Below are 17443 nucleotides of genomic sequence, written 5' to 3' on the forward strand. Positions count from 1 at the left end.
CTGCTCCTTTTTATAATGAGGCTAATTGTATATCGACTATTTTTAATTAAATTTTAGAAGTGGATTTAAATAGACTTAAAAATTTAAGTCTATTTAAGATAGTAAGCAATTTGCTCTTTTGCAAGTATGCGTATAAGATTGCTTGTGCCTTCTACTCCAGTTGGAAAGCCTGCAGTGAGCAAATAGCACTTCTCTTTATTCATAAAACCTTTTTCAACGCTAGATTTTACAGAATCTCTAAGTAAATCCGTTAAATCCTCGCTTTTATTAACCAAAATGGCAGGATTGACACCCCAAACTATACTTAAAGAATTCAATGTTTTTTCAGAATGAGCCACTGCTATAATCTCCATATCTGGACGATATCTTGAAATTTTAATAGCGGATTTTCCACTACTAGTCAAGGAAAAAATAGCATCAGCATTAAGATCTGTTGCAAGATGGGCTGAAGAGCGCATGATTTTATCTGTATTGTCAAGATTTTCAAATTCATTAAATTTGTTATAAGGATAGCGCTTTTCAGTTTCTATGATGGTTTGACACATGACATCAACTGCATTGGCTGGATCTATACCTACCGCACTTTCTTCGCTAAGCATTACAGCATCTGTCCCATCTAAAACAGCATTAGCAACATCTGAAATTTCGGCTCTTGTAGCAGTTTTGCTTTTTGCAAGAGAAAAAAGCATTTGTGTAGCTGTTATAACAGGTTTTGAAGCATTATTGGCTTTGTGAATAATTGCTTTTTGTATATTAGGTACTTTATAGTAAGGAACTTCTATACCAAGATCTCCACGCGCGACCATTATACCATCACTAGATGCTATAATTTCATCTATATTTTCAACTGCGTCAAATTTTTCTATTTTTGCAAATATAGAAATTTTAGCATTATTTTGAGCTAAAATTTCACGAACTTCATCAATATCATGAGCATTTTGAACAAAAGAAATAGCTAGGAAATCTACTTCATTTTCTATACCCCAAAGTAAGTCTTTTTTATCTTTTTGTGTGATAACATCAATATTGATTTTAGTATTTGGAAAATTAATACCCTTGTTTGAATTTAAAAAACCATCATTTTCTATGAGAGTTTCAATTTTTTCACTATCTTTAGCAGTCACTTTTGCCCTGATTGAACCATCATATAAATAGACATATTCGTCTAATTTTAGCATATTTAAAATTTCGCTTTGATTGATGCTAAGTTTATAATGATTTGGAGCAATTTGTTCGCCTATGATTTTTTCATAATAAAAATCAAGTCTATCACCTTTTTTAAGCTCAAAAGGAGTTTTCAGCTCTCCTGTGCGAATTTTTGGCCCGCTTATATCTTGTAAAATTCCTACGCGAGTGTTAAGTTCTCTTGAAACTTTGCGTATGGTTTCAAGATTGTTTTTGTGGTATTCATGTGTTCCATGAGAGAAATTTAAACGAAAAACATTTACGCCATTGATTATCATCTGGCGTAAAACATCTTCCTTTTCGCTTGCTGGCCCAACTGTAGCTACAATTTTAGTTTTTTTTAGCACGCTGTTCTCCTTTTTTTGTTTAATTATAATCAAACTTTGGAAACAAAAAGACTACAATAATTCTGAAGCAAATTTATCCTCATCAAATTTAGCTCCTAAATACTCGCATATAAGCTTAGCATCTCTTTCAGCATTGCCTAAACAGCTTGTTGCTCCAGGACTTGGAGTCATATTAAAAATAATTCCGGGAGTTTCGGTAATGCTTGCTTCACCTAGCATTAATTCTCCTCTAGTTTTATCAATGACTTGAGGACGCACTCCCCCAAAGCCTTTTGCATAATAAATATCACTTGTTTTTAAGCTAGGGACTATTTTTTTGGCATCTTTTACAAATAAACCTTTATCAATAAAAGGTAATTCAAAAAGATAGTTATAAAGTATATAATTTCTAATCGTTGGATCTTTAAACATACTAAAAGTAACCTTTAAGACGGTTTTGTCAAGTTTTAAGGCTTCAAAGAATTCAGGGACAGATTTTAAACCATGGTAGCGTTCAAGTTTTGGAATAACTAGGGCAGTAGGGCCAAAACGAGTATTCATATCTGCAAGCAAGTCAGGATCTCCATGAAGAGCTGCAAAAGGTAGTTTTGGATTTTGCACCATATAGACTTTACCATTGAGTAGTTTTTGTTTGGTTAAATAAAAGCTTCCCGCTACAGGCCAACAAGATTTATCCATACCCAAATTCATTTTATGTGCTAGATACAAAGAATGTGCACCAGCATTTACAACTACAGCCTTAGAACGGTATTCTTGATAAGTGTTTGTTTTCAAGATAAAAATATCATCTTTTTTCTCTATATGAACAATTTCTTGATTGAAAGCTACAAAGGTATTTTTGCCTTGTTTTTGTCCTTGTTCAACCAAACTTGCACTCATTTTTCCAAAATCTACTGTAGTAAAAACTTCTCCAGCTTCGACTCCCATAGCACAGATATTTTCAGGTCTATCATCTCTGCCATTTTCTCCAAGAGCTACTTTAGGCTCAATTTGTTTAATTTTATCTTTATTAAAAAATTTCATATAAGGATAAAGTTCGCCAAATTCTTCATGGCGTTTTTTCATGTATTCGCATTCTGAATCACCAACAGCCAAGGCCATTTTTTGATGAGAAAACATAAATTGATTTTGAGCATTTTGCAAAAGCCCGTATTTTACTATCATATCAGCGGTTCTTTTAACTTTTTTAGCTTTTTCTAGAGTATAGTTTGTTTCGATATCTCCACAATGAATAGTTTGAGAATTGCTTGTTCCTTTAGAATTTAATGTTGCAGGAGCATGATATTTTTCTATTAAAGCAATATTTTTAATATCAGTATATCTTGCAAGCTCGTAAAATAGAGCTGCTCCAGAAATTCCTGCTCCGATGACAATTACATCGAATTCTTGTTGAGTCATTTTTTTTCCTTTTTTTGCTTCTAGTAAAGTTAATTTTTCTAAATAAAAGTGTAATCCAATTTATTTTATAAAAAGTTAAATTTGATTGAAGAATATACAGAATGAGAATTTTTGTAACATTACAAATTAAAAAAGTAGATTCGGATTTTCTTGTATAATCTTCTTCATTCCTCTAAAGATGAGAAGTTTATCGTAAATAGCATAATCAAAATAATTTGCTAAAAACTGCCCATCTCCACCTGTAAAATAAAGTTTTTTATTTTGCGCAGCATCTTTTATAAGCAAATAAATACTTTTAAACACTCCATAACTTAGAGCATCGCTTGTTTTTTGCGGGAAGGCATCAAGACTGATTTGGGTATTAAACTCATGTTTTAATCTAGGAGAAATATGAGCATAAATTTTTCTATAATTAGCAATACCCGGTAAGATGAAACCTCCTAAATGTATGGAATTTGATACTATATCTACCGTAATTGCACTGCCAGCATCTACCACAACTCCATCTTCTATAGTGTAACAAGCTGCGATTCGATCTACACCCAAGCCTTGATAAATGGTATCAAATACAAAATAAGGCTCAAGATTTATAAAGTTTTTGCGTGCTTTTAAATGTTCTTTAATGTGCTCATTAACATTGATATAAAAAATTTTTTGTTCACTTTTAAATTCTAAAAATTGTTCTATATTAAGGGTAAAAAATTTATTATCATCTAAAAAACTAGCATTGGAATTGCCAATATCACAAAATAGCATGAATATGAAATCCTTTTTCTTCAAGGTAATGTTTTGCCTTTGAGCACAGAGGGCTTTTAGTAAAAAAATATTTGTATTTTAGATCAAAATCATTGGCTAAGTTGTTTATAAATATAGCATCTTTGTTGATAAATCTTGCTTTTCCTGTGTATATTAAAAGTAAATTTTCATCATTCAAAGCACAAAGATAAGTTTTCTTTTTTGTTAAATTTGTTAAATCAAAAGGTTTTAAATTCAGCTTTAAAACCTTCATTGCTTCATTTAAAATATTCATAATAAATCTAAAATTTTATCTCCATAATAAAACTTTCCATTGCCCATAAAAGATATTTTTTCAACTGCGTTTGGAAGTTCAAAGATTTGAATATTTTCAAGATTGAGATCACATTTGATTAAATAGCCTGTTTTCTCAAAAGCGTAAAGATGGTCATTGTGTATGCTAACTTTTGTAAAGATAGCAAAATCAAATTTTTTCTCTGTGATTTTTCTTAGATTATAGTCTGTTTTTATGATGTTGCCATTTTTTTCTAATATAAATAGCGCATTGCTATCTAGTGCAATATCTTTAATATCAGCATCCAAGTAAAGAGTTCTAGCAGGGCTTACTACTATAACTTTTTTAGCTGTTGCAGCTATCATTTTATCATCATTTATATCAAGGTGAATGACATTGTTAAAAAAACTTTCTGCTGAAATCACAACATCTTTGACAACTTCAAAAGTATTTTTTGATACGATTGTAATTTTCCCATCTAAAGTTGGATAAATAATGATATTGTCTAAAAAGATAGGATTTGCAACGCGACTATCTTGTGCGGGTGCAGGTGTTAGGTTTTGGCTGAATTTTATACCTAGGGAGCGATTGGCTAAAACAATGCTATTGTTTGCTAAAACAAGTGCTAAATCATCTCCATGTAAAGCTACTCCAAGAACTGCAGCATCAAATTTGTAAGAATAAACTTCATCATGAGAACTATTGTAAATTTTTAAATTTCCATTATCATCTGCTTCGATAAATTCACCCTCTTGATATGCTAAAAGTATATAGCCCTTATCTAGTTTAAAATCTTCAATTATTGCATCATTTTTTAAAATTACTTGATTGTTTTTGAGTTTTGCCGAAATTGTATTCCAATCCACAATACTAGATTTTAAGCTATCGTTAGAACTTAGCTTTCCATCGGTTTGTGAAGGTTCAAAGTATTGTCTTTTAGTTCCACAAGCGCAAAGAAAAATAAGACAAAATGAGATTAAAAAAAACTGTCTCATCGGGAAATGCCTTGATAGTGTTTTAGATTTTTAGCAATCTGGCTTAGGGCTGAGTCATCTTTAATTTGAGAAAGTAAAATATTAGCTTGTTCGATTTTTCCCTCTCCTAAAAGTCTATAAGCTTGTAAAATTTTATCGTAATTTTTTAAAAATATCGATTTTTCTCCTAGAGGAAGAGAAATAATATTTTTAAGCAAATGATTTGCATCAGAATTGCTACTTAAGCTTTGCAACTGACTTTTAATCTCGGTATTGTTGATATCTTTTGCTAATTCTTTCATTAGAAAAATTGCATAAAGATTAGCATTTTTATTTTTAAGTTGTTCAAGAAGTGCTTGATCGTTTGGGTTGTTTAATAAACTTGTGTAAATTTTATTGCTTTCTTCGATATTGTATTGTTCGATTTTACCACTGATAAAGCTTATAGTAAACCAAATAATCAAAATTGCTATAAGTGCAAATATATATAATTTATATTTTTTTATAAATCTCTCACCTTTGATAAAATTTTCAATGAATTGTTCTTCGGTATTGATTTCTGCTTTTACGGCTTTTAAATTATCTTTTAATCCCAAAATTTATCCTTGTAATTTTTAATTTTAAAAAACTGCAGTATTGTATCATATAAATTACAAAATATCCTAAACAATTTAAAGCTTTTTATGATATAATTTTAAAAATTGACTTTATTTTAGTAAGGTTTAAGATGCAAATAGATGAAAAATTGCTTAGCAAGCTTGAAAAACTAAGTGCTTTACAAATTGAAGAAGAAAAAAGAAGTGAAGTGATTTGCGAACTTAGTGAGATTGTGAATTTTGTTGAGAAGTTAAATGAATTAGATTTAAGTTCTTCAGAAGTTACAATCAGCACCATTAAAGGTGGAGCACCTTTTAGAAGTGATAGTGTTAATAGTAGCAATGTAGTAGAAACGGTTTTAAATCATGCCCCAAAAAGCAATGATCATTTTTTCATTGTTCCTAAAATCATTGAGTGATCAATCTAGTGTTTGGTTCTTGTTTGTATAATTTATAATTTTAAGTGATTTTTAAATGCTTTGGTAAGGTGAATTAAAATATGGAATTTTACTGGTTTGATGCTTTTATTTTAGGTTTTACTCTACTTTTAGGTCTTAAGGGTATTGTAAGTGGTTTGATTAAAGAAGTATTTGGTTTGCTCGGGATTATCGGTGGTGTTTTTATTGCTTCAAAATACGCTTCGCAAGCTGCAGAATTTATTCAAAATACTTTCTATAAGATAGAAAATCAAAGTTTGGCTAATTTTGCAGGATTTTTAGCAATTTTAATTATTTTTTGGATAATTTGTCTCGTGCTTGGCAATTTTATTTCTAAATTGGTTAAATTAAGCGGTTTGGGATTTTTAGATCGTTTGGGAGGGTTTATTTTTGGAGGTGCAAAAGTATTTTTAATTTTTGCAATTTTAGTTTTTTGTGTGGCGCGTATTGATTTTTTAAATGATAAATTAAATCAATTTGCCCAAAATAGTTTTACTTTAACTCCTCTTAAAAATATAGGATCATTTATAATGAATCAGTCTCTAACAACAAGTAGTTTGGGTCAAATTGATCAAAATTTGCAAGATATTAGAGATGATTTAAGTACTACTCAAGGAGAATAAAATATGTTGATTGAGAATGTAGAATACGATGTATTACTAGAAAGATTTAAGAAAATTTTACGACAAGGTGGTCTTAAATATACCAAACAAAGAGAAATCTTACTCAAAACCTTATATCATAGTGATACACATTATACTCCTGAAAGTTTATATATGGAGATTAAACAAGCAGAACCGGATTTGAATGTAGGTATTGCTACGGTTTATAGGACTTTAAATTTGCTTGAAGAAGCAGAAATGGTTACTTCTATATCATTTGGTTCGGCTGGAAAAAAATACGAGCTTGCCAATAAACCACACCATGATCATATGATTTGTAAAAATTGTGGAAAAATTATAGAATTTGAAAATCCTATCATTGAAAGACAGCAAGCCTTGATTGCTAAAGAGCATGGATTTAAACTTACGGGACATTTAATGCAACTTTATGGTGTGTGTAATAATTGTAATCAAAAAGCTAAGGTAAAAATTTAATGTTTGACAATATTTTAGAACAACAAAGAATTCAAAAGGCTAATGAGCTTAAAAACGCAGGAGTAAATCCTTATCCACATTTTTTAGTTAAAGAACTTTCTCTAGCAGATTTTAAAAAGAAATTTAGCTATATTTTTGATACTGAAAATAAACGCGATGAAAGTATCTCTTCTGTCATTTCTGGACGCTTAAAGCTTCTTAGAATTGCTGGTAAATCTATATTTGCTAATATAGAAGATGAGAATGAGAATTTGCAAATTTATTTTAGTAAAGATTCTTTAGGTGAGGAAAAATTTAATTTATTCAAAAAAAATCTTGAAGTGGGTGATATCATCCTTGCAAAAGGCTTCCCTTTTGTTACTAAAACGGGAGAGTTTAGCTTGCACGCAAGTGAGATCACTTTAGCAACTAAATCAATAGTACCTTTGCCTGAAAAATACCATGGACTTACAGATATAGAACAAAGATATCGTAAGCGTTATGTAGATATGATTATGAATGCAGAGGTTAGAAAAGATTTTCTGACTCGTTCTAAAGTTGTAAGTTTGATTCGTCATTTTTTTGAAGAAAAAGGCTTTTTAGAGGTTGAAACTCCTATGATGCACCCCATTGCAGGTGGTGCAAATGCTAAACCTTTTGTAACTTTTCATAATTCTTTAGGGGTTGAGAGATTTTTAAGAATTGCACCTGAGCTTTATTTAAAAAGACTTGTAGTGGGTGGTTTTGAGGCAGTTTTTGAAATCAATCGTTGTTTTAGAAATGAAGGAATGGATCTTACTCATAACCCTGAATTTACTACAATTGAGTTTTATTGGGCTTATCATAATTATAAAGATTTAATGGATCTTACTGAAGAACTTTTTGCCTTGCTTTTAGAAAAATTGCAATTAGGAAAAATCATAGAATTTGATGGACAAAAAATCGATTTTTCCAAACCTTTTGAGAGAATTACTTATAAAGATGCGCTTAAAAAGTATGGTGCTTTAAGCGATGAAATTATTGAAAATAAAGATAAGATTTTAGAGAAATTAAAAAAAGATGGCTTTGAAGCAAATGATAAGCTTGACTTAGGGCATTTGCAAGCCGAGCTTTTCGATAATTATGTAGAAAGTAAACTTATTGATCCTACTTTTATCACAGATTTTCCAATATCTATTAGCCCACTTTCTCGTCGTAGTGACAAAAATTCTGAGATAGCAGAGCGCTTTGAGCTTTTTGTGTGTGGTAGAGAATTAGCCAATGGTTTTAACGAATTAAATGATCCTTTAGATCAATATGAAAGATTTTTAAAACAAATTGAGGCTAAAAATGCAGGTGATGAAGAAGCGTGTGAAATGGATGAAGATTTTGTAAATGCTCTAGGATATGGTATGCCACCAACAGCAGGACAAGGTATAGGAATAGATAGATTGGTGATGCTTTTAACAAATAAAAAATCTATTCGAGATGTGATATTGTTTCCAGCTATGAGGCCATTGAAATCAGAATTAAAGGAGGATAAAGAATGAGTTTAGAGCAGTTTGATAAGGAAATTTTTGATTTAACTAACCAAGAGTTAGTGCGCCAGTGCGAAGGTCTTGAAATGATAGCAAGTGAGAATTTCACTTTGCCTGAAGTAATGGAAGTAATGGGAAGTGTTTTAACTAACAAATATGCAGAAGGTTATCCAGGTAAGAGATATTATGGAGGCTGTGAATTTGTAGATGAAATCGAAAATTTAGCTATAGAAAGATGTAAAAAACTTTTTAATTGTAGTTTTGCAAATGTGCAACCTAATTCAGGTTCTCAAGCTAATCAAGGCGTTTATGCTGCACTTTTAAATCCAGGTGATAAAATTTTAGGAATGGATTTAAGTCATGGTGGACATTTAACACATGGTGCAAAAGTAAGCTCATCGGGAAAAATGTATGAGAGCTTTTTTTATGGTGTAGAGCTTGATGGAAGGATAAACTATGAAAAAGTTAGGGAAATTGCTCATATTGTAAAACCAAAGCTTATCGTGTGCGGTGCGAGTGCTTATGCTCGTATTATTGACTTTTCAAAATTTAGAGAGATTGCGGATGAAGTTGGAGCTTATCTTTTTGCAGACATTGCACACATTGCTGGACTTGTTGTAGCAGGTGAGCATCCAAGTCCATTTCCTCATGCTCATGTAGTAAGCTCTACAACCCACAAAACCTTACGTGGTCCAAGAGGCGGTATCATCATGACTAATGATGAAGAGCTTGCTAAAAAAATTAATTCAGCTATTTTTCCAGGTATCCAAGGTGGACCATTGATGCATGTTATTGCAGCTAAAGCCGTGGGATTTAAATTTAATCTTAGTGAAGAATGGAAAATTTATGCTAAGCAAGTAAGAAGCAATGCGCAAGCTTTAGCTAAAGTTTTAATGGATAGAAAGTATAAGCTTGTAAGTGATGGAACAGATAATCATCTTGTATTGATGAGCTTTTTAGAGCGTGAATTTAGCGGAAAAGATGCGGATTTGGCTTTGGGTAATGCAGGAATTACAGCAAATAAAAATACCGTGCCTGGCGAAACTAGAAGCCCATTTGTAACAAGTGGATTAAGATTAGGAACGCCTGCCCTTACGGCTAGAGGTTTTAAAGAAAATGAAATTCAAATAGTTGCTAACTATATAGCTGATATTTTAGATGATATTCAAAATACTCATTTGCAAAAAGAAATTAAGGAAAAACTCAAAACCCTTGCAAGTAATTTTATAATCTATGAAAAGGCAATGTTTTGATTTCACCTATGGATCTGTCGCTGATTAAAATAATTAGCGACCATTATTATATACGACGCGATAAGATTATGAAAAAAATAACACATCGAGGTCGTTTATTTTTTGATAAATTTGAAAGGATTGATGCTCCTTTAAATTTAAATATCATGAGAGAACATGCAGCGAAGAAAATCGTTGTTGCTCATGATTTGATCACCAAAGACAATAAAGTAGAAAATATTGTTTTTGATTATAATGGTTTTAATGCTGAAAGATTTTATCATCGTGCGCAGCTTATTTTGCGTGAAGAAGGTTTTATAAATTTTACAGCTTACAAAACAAAGACTCCAGGTCATTTACATCTTTATATTCACAAAGGTCACACTGCGTTAAACGAAGGTTATTCTTTAGCGTCTAAACTTTCAATGATGTTTGCAAGTAAAATGCCAGTTGAATGGAAGGTGTTTCCAAGTATGGATATTCCTAGAGAGTTTAATATATTAATACTACCCTATGAAGTTTATCAAAAAGAACGAGGCAGTTCTTGGTCTAAACATATGTAAGAAAGGAATATTATGGAAAATAATAAAAATGAATTTGATGATATTATTTTGGAAAAAAGTAATAAAAGTGAAAAAATGAAAAAAATTCTCTTACGCGTCATTGCTTTGATAATTTTATTTCTAGTGATTATGATAGTTATGAAACTCATTAATAGTGGTGAAGAAAATACTGAAAATCAAAGTATTTTACCAAGTGAACCCTTAAATATAACGCAAGATAATAATACTGATTCTTTTGAGAGTATGCCAATTACTGAAAATACTTCAGCTGAAGATCAATTTGAAGCTTTAAGAAGACAGATTCAAGGGGAGCAAAATGATAATTCTTTAGCACCAGCTCCTAATGCAAATGATAATATCAATTTAACTATGCCTGATCAAGAAGTGCCTGCTGAGCCAAATGCGACAAATTCTGAAAAAGTGGCACCTTTAAATACTACACCTCCTAAGCAGGAAGTAAAACAAGAAAGTAAGCCAAAAGAAGAAGAAGCAAAACAGACTGTCGTAAAAAAAGAACCTGCAAAACAAACACCTAAACAAGAGTCAAAAGCCAATGCTAATGATTTGTTTAAAAATATAGATGCTAAACCTGTTCATCCAAATGGTCTAGCTTCTGGGATTTATGTTCAGATATTTTCAGTGAGCAATTTAGATCAAAAATCAAGAGAGCTAGCAGCTGTAAAACAAAAAGGCTATGAATATAAGCTTTATAAAACTACAGTAGGTGGAAAAGAAATCACTAAGGTTTTAATAGGACCTTTTGAGAAAGCAAATGTTGCAGCAGAATTAGCTAAAATTAGAAAAGAAGTAGCTAAAGACGCATTTTCTTTCACTTTAAAATGAAATTTTTAGCTGTGATCGGCGATCCCATTTTGCATTCTAAGTCGCCTAGAATTCATAACAATGCCATTCAAGTTCTCAAGCTTGATGGTATTTATACACGCTATCATCTACAAGATTATCATCAATTAAGACAGAATTTTTTTAAATTAAAACTTCAAGGAGCAAATATCACTTTGCCATTTAAAGAAGCAGCTTTGGAAATGGCTGATGTTAAAGATGAGCTTGCTAGTAATATTGGCTCTGCAAATACCTTATGTTTAAAAGATGGAAAAATTTATGCTTACAATACTGATGCCTTAGGTTTTTTAGAAGCTATTAAAGAATTTGAAAGTATTAATAAAGCTTTGATTTTAGGAGCTGGAGGGACTGCGCTTGCTCTAGCATTTGCTTTAAAGCAAAAAGGAGTAGAGGTTTGTGTGGCAAATCGTAGCGAAAAAAGATTTAAGGATTTTACTTTATATAAAACCAGTCTTTATAATGCCTTGGATGATTTTGATTTTGATTTGGTGGTTAATTCAACTTCGGCAGGCTTAAAAGATGATGATCTACCTTGCGATAAAATACTTTTAGATAAAATTTTAAGCAGAGCAAAATTTGCCTTTGATGTCATTTATGGCAAAGAAACCTCTTTTTTAAAATTATGCAAAGAGCATAACTTAAAAGTAAAAGATGGGTTTGATATGCTTTTATGGCAAGCTGTTTTTGCCTTTGAGCTTTTTTTTGATGTCAAAGATAAAAGAGAAAAGATTAAAAATGCCATGCAAGAAGCTCTGAAGTTAGAGTTTTGATTTTTTTGATTTCTCTTAGAAAATATCAAATATAACAAGAGAAATCAAAGTATTATTTACTATTTAGGCTAATCATTCAAAAATGATAACCCCATCTTGATTTTTGTTTGTGTTATTTTCATATTGTATATTTGAATTTGAAGATGTTTGCTCTTGAAAAGAAATATCTTGCGAGCTATTATCCAAATTTTGTTCTTGAGGTAAATTTTCTTCAAATATTGTGTTGGTATCAAAATGATTAAAGCCGCTAGAATCAGTATTACTATTTGGTACAGTTTTTCCTATATCTGTGGCTTTTGGAAGATTATTATAGAGTGTATTTAAAGTATTTTTATAAAAATGTAAAAAACTTTTATCTATTTCAAAAGCTGGTTTTTCTAGACCTTTATTGAGTTGTGTGGGTACTGTTGAAATAGTAGTTTTAAACATATTTATTCCATCTTTGGTTTTAATAGGGTAATTTAAATCCACCAAGGAGTCAAGTTTGGTATGGCTTGTTAGATTGGTCGAATTTTGAGGGTTGTGCCGATCAATAAAATCAATTTTTCCTTGAAATTTAATTCCTAAATTAGATTTAACAGACTCTCCACTCATAAAATTATTTGATTTTTGTATATTTTTTTCTTCTATAAGAACATTTATCAAACTTTTAAGAGTGTAATCAGGATTTGAAGTTACTATTTTATAGCCCTTAAGCTGTGCTATGGTTTTAAATTGTTCTTCTAAATTTTCTTTTAAAAGAGCCACTTCCTTGTCAATGCGAATTTTAAGTACAGAGTTTTCAAAATAATCTGAATAATTATTATTTTGTTCTATATTTATAGGTTCTAGCATGATTGAAACCCCAGAATCTATAGGCTCTACTTTTGTAGGAGTTTGAGGTTTGAAATTAGGCATTGAAACATGCACAAAATTATTGCTAGCACCACTGCAAGCAGCTAAAAATAAAGCAATAATAAATAAGAAATATTTTTTCATTTTTTAACCTTTAAGATAAGAAATTATGTTTAATTATAGCAAGTTAAAGTTTTTTTGCTATATTTTTACAAAATAAATAATGGAAAAAGTATGGAATTTTGGCAAAATATTTATTCAAATTTTGATGTTGTGGCTTTTAGTGTTTTAGGGTTTAAAGTACATTGGTATGGAATTATGTATGTTTTAGCCTTACTTTTAGCCTTACTTTTAGCGAAATTTTTTGTAAGAAAATTTAAGCTAGATATCGATGAAAAACGCTTAGATAGTTATTTTATTTGGGTGGAAATTGGCGTGATTTTAGGAGCAAGACTTGGATATATTTTAATTTATGATGCACACACTATGTATTATATTACTCATCCTTGGCAAATTTTCAATCCTTATGCAAATGGTGAATTTGTAGGCATTCGTGGTATGAGTTATCATGGTGCGATTATAGGATTTTTGATAGCTACTTTTTTATTTTGTAAAAAATACAAAGAAAATCCTTGGAAATTTCTTGATTTGGTGGCTTTGAGTGTACCTTTAGCTTATGTTTTTGGTCGTATAGGAAATTTTTTAAACCAAGAGCTTTTTGGACGCATTACCGATGTATCTTGGGGTATTTATGTGGAGGGAGTTTTAAGACATCCATCACAACTTTATGAAGCCTTTTTAGAGGGAGTTGTGGTTTTTATTGTTATTTATCTGGTAAAAATGAAACAAAAATTTCAAGGTGAACTTATTCTTGTTTATGCTTGTGTTTATTCTTTGGCGCGTTTTGTATGTGAATTTTATCGTGAACCAGATTTTGGTTTAGGCTTTATTTTTTGGGGTATGAGCATGGGACAAATTTTGAGTTTGCTTATGTTTGTAGCAGCCTTGTTATTTTATATTTGCATAAAGTTTAAAAAAGTAAATATTTAATGTGTATTAAAGGCTATTGTACTATAATGAAGAGATTTTTTAAATTTCTTTCTATAAAGGAGTGAAGATGAGTGAGCTTATCGAAGGGTATTTGGGTAAGAGCATTGATGGCAAAAAAAGTAAAATGCCTGCAAAGTTAGATTTTATCCAAAGTGCTTCTGGGCTTTTTCTAGGTCTTTTCATGTGGGTACATATGGTTTTTGTATCTACTATCTTGGTGAGTAAGGATTTTTTTAATTCCGTTGTCCATTTTTTGGAATTAAAATTCATTTATAACGATCCAATGATGAGTTATATTACCTCGTTTTTAGCTGCCTGTGTTTTGGTGGTGTTTTTTGTGCATGCTTTATTGGCTATGAGAAAATTTCCTATTAATTTTCGCCAATACCAAATTCTTAGAACTCATGCTAAAAAAATGAATCATGGTGATACTTCATTATGGCTTGTTCAAGCATTTACAGGTTTTGTAATGTTTTTCTTAGGCTCTGCGCACTTGATTTTTGTTATCACAAATGGAGATAAAATTTCTGCTGATATGTCAGGTGATAGGGTGATCAATCATTTTATGTGGCTTTTTTATATCGCACTTTTAATCTGTGTGGAATTGCATGGTAGTATAGGGCTTTATAGACTTTGTGTAAAATGGGGCTGGTTTGAAGCAAAAGATGTTAAAGATATTCGCAAAAGTCGTAAAAAACTCAAGATGGCAAAATGGATAATCAGCATTTTCTTCTTGGTTTTAGGAGTTTTAAGTCTTGCAGCATTTGCGAAAATTGGATTTGAAAACTATCAAAGTCAAACAACTGCAATGGTAAAAACTTATAATGGAGCAAATTATGAATATTCAATATAGTGATGCTTTAGTAATAGGCGGAGGTTTGGCAGGCCTTAGAGCTGCAATAGAGGTGGCAAAAAGTGGTCAAAGTGTAACACTTTTAAGTATTTGTCCGGTAAAGCGTTCGCACTCTGCTGCGGTGCAAGGAGGTATGCAAGCTTCTTTAGGAAATGGTGCTAAAGGTGAAGGTGATAACGAAGATTTACACTTTGCAGATACAGTAAAAGGAAGCGACTGGGGTTGTGATCAAGAAGTAGCAAGAATGTTTGCACAAACTGCTCCAAAAGCCGTTCGCGAACTTGCTTCTTGGGGGGTTCCTTGGACTAGGGTAACTAAAGGACCAAGAACAGTTGTTATTAACGCACAAAAAACTGTAATCGAAGAAAGAGAAGAGGCTCATGGACTCATCAATGCTCGTGACTTTGGTGGAACTAAAAAATGGAGAACTTGTTATATAGCTGATGCTACAGGCCACTGTATGCTTTATGGCGTAGCTAATGAAGCTATCAAACATCAGGTAAAAATTATCGATAGAATGGAAGCGGTTAGAGTTATCCATGATGGCAAAAAATGCTTAGGTGTAATTGCAAGGGATTTAACTAATGGGCAACTGATTGCTTATATTGCAAGAGGAACAATGATAGCAACGGGTGGTTATGGTAGAATTTATAAGCAAACCACAAATGCGGTTATCTGCGAAGGAACAGGTGCAGCTATAGCTCTTGAAACAGGACTTTGTAGACTTTCAAATATGGAAGCTGTGCAATTTCACCCAACGCCTATTGTCCCAAGTGGAATTTTACTTACTGAAGGGTGTCGTGGAGATGGTGGAATTTTACGTGATGTGGATGGATATCGTTTCATGCCTGATTATGAGCCAGAGAAAAAAGAACTTGCAAGCCGTGATGTGGTAAGTCGTAGAATGATGGAGCATATTAGAAAAGGTAAGGGTGTAAAAAGTCCTTATGGCGATCATTTGTGGCTTGATATTTCCATACTTGGCCGTGCACATGTAGAAAAAAATCTTCGTGATGTGCAAGATATTTGCAAAACTTTCAATGGTATTGATCCTGCTGATGAAGGTCCAAAAGGTTGGGCTCCAGTTTTACCTATGCAGCATTATTCTATGGGTGGCATTAGAACAAAACCTACAGGCGAGAGTCAATGGTTAGATGGTCTTTTTGCTTGTGGCGAGGCAGCGTGTTGGGATATGCACGGATTTAACCGCTTGGGAGGAAATAGCTGTGCTGAAACCGTTGTTGCAGGTATGATTATAGGGGATTATTTTGCAGATTATTGTAAAAATAATGGTGAAGTTATCGATACAAATATAGTAAAAGACTTTTTAACAAAAGAATACCAATATTTAAAATCTTTAGTAGATAAAGAAGGTAAATATTCTGTTTTTGAAATCAAAAATAGAATGAAAGAAATCATGTGGGATAAAGTAGCAATCTTTAGAACAGGTGAAGGCTTAAAAGAAGCTGTTGATGAGCTTGAAAAACTTTATAAAGAATCTCAAAATGTAAAAGTACATTGTAAAGAGCTTGATTGTGCAAACCCTGAGCTAGAAGAAGCTTATAGAGTTCCAAGAATGCTTAAAGTTGCACTTTGCGTAGCTTATGGAGCGTTATTAAGAACTGAAAGTCGTGGGGCGCACTATAGAGAGGATTATCCAAAAAGAGATGATTTGAACTGGATGAAGAGAACTTTAACTTACTGGGTAGAGGGCGAAAGCTTGCCTCGTGTTGAATACGATGAACTTGATATTATGAAAATGGAAATGCCACCTGCATTCCGTGGGTATGGTGCTAAAGGTAATATCATAGAAAATCCTTTAAGTGAAAAGCGTCAAGCTGAAGTTGATGCAATCCGCGAAAAAATGGAAGCTGAAGGTAAAAATCGTCACGAAATTCAGCACGCTTTAATGCCTTATGAATTACAACCAAAATATAAAGCGCTAAATCAAAGAATAGGAGTGGATTATGAGTAGAAAATTAACGATAAAGGCGTTTAAATATAATCCTTTAAGCAAAATTTCAAAACCTCATTTTGTAACTTACGAGCTTGAAGAAACTCCTTTTATGACAGTTTTTGTGTGCTTGACTTTAATCCGCGAAAAAATGGATGCGGATTTGAGTTTTGACTTTGTTTGTCGTGCAGGGATTTGTGGATCTTGTGCAATGATGATTAATGGTGTGCCAAAGCTTGCTTGTAAGACTTTAACAAAAGATTATTCTGATGGAGTTATCGAGCTTATGCCTATGCCTGCATTTAGACATATTAAGGATTTGAGTGTCAATACAGGCGAGTGGTTTGAGGATATGTGTAAGCGCGTTGAAAGTTGGGTACATAATGAAAAAGAAACCGATATTTCAAAAATTGAAGAACGCATAGAACCTGAAGTAGCAGAGGAAACTTTTGAGCTTGATCGTTGTATTGAGTGCGGAATTTGTGTGGCTTCGTGTGCAACTAAGCTTATGCGCCCGAATTTTATCGCAGCAACAGGGCTTTTAAGAACAGCTAGATATTTACAAGATCCGCACGATCATAGAACAGTTGAAGATTTCTATGAATTAGTGGGCGATGATGATGGTGTTTTTGGATGTATGTCTTTATTAGCTTGCGAAGATAATTGTCCTAAAAATTTACCTTTACAAAGCAAAATTGCTTATATGAGAAGACAACTTGTTGCTCAAAGAAATAAATAATATTTTCCCCTTAAAAAGGGGAAAATT

The 17443-nt window shown here is 32.0% G+C and carries 19 protein-coding genes; 12 read left to right on the top strand and 7 right to left on the bottom strand.

Features of this window, described 5'->3' with window-relative positions; all coding sequences use genetic code 11:
• Positions 1–89 precede the first annotated feature (89 nt).
• From pyk to KAR88_RS06485, 6 genes are all read right to left on the bottom strand, one after another.
• On the bottom strand, positions 90–1532 hold the full coding sequence (gene pyk / locus KAR88_RS06460; protein ID WP_002780713.1) for a pyruvate kinase: 1443 nt from the start codon (positions 1530–1532) through the stop codon (positions 90–92).
• 51 nt (positions 1533–1583) lie between these two features.
• Positions 1584–2930 (bottom strand): FAD-dependent oxidoreductase, encoded by a 1347-nt coding sequence (locus tag KAR88_RS06465; protein WP_002799628.1) that lies wholly within the window; start codon positions 2928–2930, stop codon positions 1584–1586.
• Between the two features lie 126 nt (positions 2931–3056).
• On the bottom strand, positions 3057–3686 hold the full coding sequence (locus KAR88_RS06470) for a type III pantothenate kinase (protein ID WP_002778333.1): 630 nt from the start codon (positions 3684–3686) through the stop codon (positions 3057–3059).
• Positions 3673–3960 carry a hypothetical protein gene (locus KAR88_RS06475; RefSeq protein WP_002778340.1) on the bottom strand — a complete coding sequence of 96 codons (288 nt, stop codon included), beginning with the start codon at positions 3958–3960 and terminating at the stop codon, positions 3673–3675. The genes KAR88_RS06470 and KAR88_RS06475 overlap by 14 nt, the downstream gene beginning before the upstream one ends.
• Entirely contained in the window at positions 3957–4955 is a 999-nt protein-coding gene (locus KAR88_RS06480) for a hypothetical protein (RefSeq protein WP_002778342.1), read from the bottom strand. Before KAR88_RS06480 ends, KAR88_RS06475 begins: the two co-directional genes overlap by 4 nt.
• Positions 4952–5530, bottom strand: a complete 579-nt coding sequence (locus KAR88_RS06485; protein WP_002778347.1) for a hypothetical protein — start codon at positions 5528–5530, stop codon at positions 4952–4954. The genes KAR88_RS06480 and KAR88_RS06485 overlap by 4 nt, the downstream gene beginning before the upstream one ends.
• 131 nt (positions 5531–5661) lie before the next feature.
• Here KAR88_RS06485 and gatC point away from each other — a divergent pair, with 131 nt between their 5' ends.
• The 8 genes from gatC to KAR88_RS06525 all read left to right on the top strand — a co-directional run bounded on the left by gatC (position 5662) and on the right by KAR88_RS06525 (position 11986).
• Entirely contained in the window at positions 5662–5949 is a 288-nt protein-coding gene (gene gatC, locus KAR88_RS06490) for an Asp-tRNA(Asn)/Glu-tRNA(Gln) amidotransferase subunit GatC (protein ID WP_002778349.1), read from the top strand.
• 80 nt (positions 5950–6029) lie between these two features.
• Positions 6030–6590, top strand: coding sequence for a CvpA family protein (locus KAR88_RS06495; protein ID WP_002778351.1), 561 nt, complete (start codon positions 6030–6032; stop codon positions 6588–6590).
• A 3-nt stretch (positions 6591–6593) separates the two neighbouring features.
• Positions 6594–7064, top strand: coding sequence for a Fur family transcriptional regulator (locus KAR88_RS06500; protein ID WP_002778353.1), 471 nt, complete (start codon positions 6594–6596; stop codon positions 7062–7064).
• The gene (lysS, locus tag KAR88_RS06505) at positions 7064–8572 is read left to right on the top strand and encodes a lysine--tRNA ligase (protein WP_002778358.1); all 1509 of its coding nucleotides are present in this window, start codon (positions 7064–7066) and stop codon (positions 8570–8572) included. The genes KAR88_RS06500 and lysS overlap by 1 nt, the downstream gene beginning before the upstream one ends.
• Positions 8569–9813: a serine hydroxymethyltransferase gene (locus tag KAR88_RS06510; protein WP_002778360.1), complete on the top strand. Its 1245-nt coding sequence runs from the start codon at positions 8569–8571 to the stop codon at positions 9811–9813. The genes lysS and KAR88_RS06510 overlap by 4 nt, the downstream gene beginning before the upstream one ends.
• Positions 9810–10355 (top strand): DUF1882 domain-containing protein, encoded by a 546-nt coding sequence (locus KAR88_RS06515; protein ID WP_002778362.1) that lies wholly within the window; start codon positions 9810–9812, stop codon positions 10353–10355. The genes KAR88_RS06510 and KAR88_RS06515 overlap by 4 nt, the downstream gene beginning before the upstream one ends.
• A gap of 12 nt (positions 10356–10367) precedes the next feature.
• Positions 10368–11198, top strand: coding sequence for an SPOR domain-containing protein (locus KAR88_RS06520; protein WP_002829399.1), 831 nt, complete (start codon positions 10368–10370; stop codon positions 11196–11198).
• A complete protein-coding gene (locus KAR88_RS06525) occupies positions 11195–11986 on the top strand; it encodes a shikimate dehydrogenase (RefSeq protein WP_192801261.1) in 792 nt (263 codons plus the stop codon). The genes KAR88_RS06520 and KAR88_RS06525 overlap by 4 nt, the downstream gene beginning before the upstream one ends.
• Positions 11987–12058: 72 nt before the next feature.
• Here KAR88_RS06525 and KAR88_RS06530 read toward each other — a convergent pair whose 3' ends face one another.
• A complete protein-coding gene (locus tag KAR88_RS06530) occupies positions 12059–12964 on the bottom strand; it encodes a hypothetical protein (protein WP_002829401.1) in 906 nt (301 codons plus the stop codon).
• 90 nt (positions 12965–13054) lie between these two features.
• Here KAR88_RS06530 and lgt point away from each other — a divergent pair, with 90 nt between their 5' ends.
• The 4 genes from lgt (at position 13055) to KAR88_RS06550 (ending at position 17416) form a co-directional block, all read left to right on the top strand.
• Positions 13055–13870: a prolipoprotein diacylglyceryl transferase gene (gene lgt / locus KAR88_RS06535; RefSeq protein ID WP_002778382.1), complete on the top strand. Its 816-nt coding sequence runs from the start codon at positions 13055–13057 to the stop codon at positions 13868–13870.
• Positions 13871–13937: 67 nt separating this feature from the next.
• Entirely contained in the window at positions 13938–14723 is a 786-nt protein-coding gene (locus KAR88_RS06540) for a fumarate reductase cytochrome b subunit (protein WP_002778384.1), read from the top strand.
• Positions 14707–16698, top strand: coding sequence for a fumarate reductase flavoprotein subunit (locus KAR88_RS06545; protein WP_002783123.1), 1992 nt, complete (start codon positions 14707–14709; stop codon positions 16696–16698). Before KAR88_RS06540 ends, KAR88_RS06545 begins: the two co-directional genes overlap by 17 nt.
• The gene (locus KAR88_RS06550) at positions 16691–17416 is read left to right on the top strand and encodes a fumarate reductase iron-sulfur subunit (RefSeq protein WP_002778387.1); all 726 of its coding nucleotides are present in this window, start codon (positions 16691–16693) and stop codon (positions 17414–17416) included. Before KAR88_RS06545 ends, KAR88_RS06550 begins: the two co-directional genes overlap by 8 nt.
• Positions 17417–17443 lie beyond the last annotated feature (27 nt).

This window comes from Campylobacter sp. JH23, from assembly GCF_017846595.1.
In the GTDB taxonomy this organism is placed as follows: Bacteria; Campylobacterota; Campylobacteria; order Campylobacterales; family Campylobacteraceae; genus Campylobacter_D; species Campylobacter_D coli.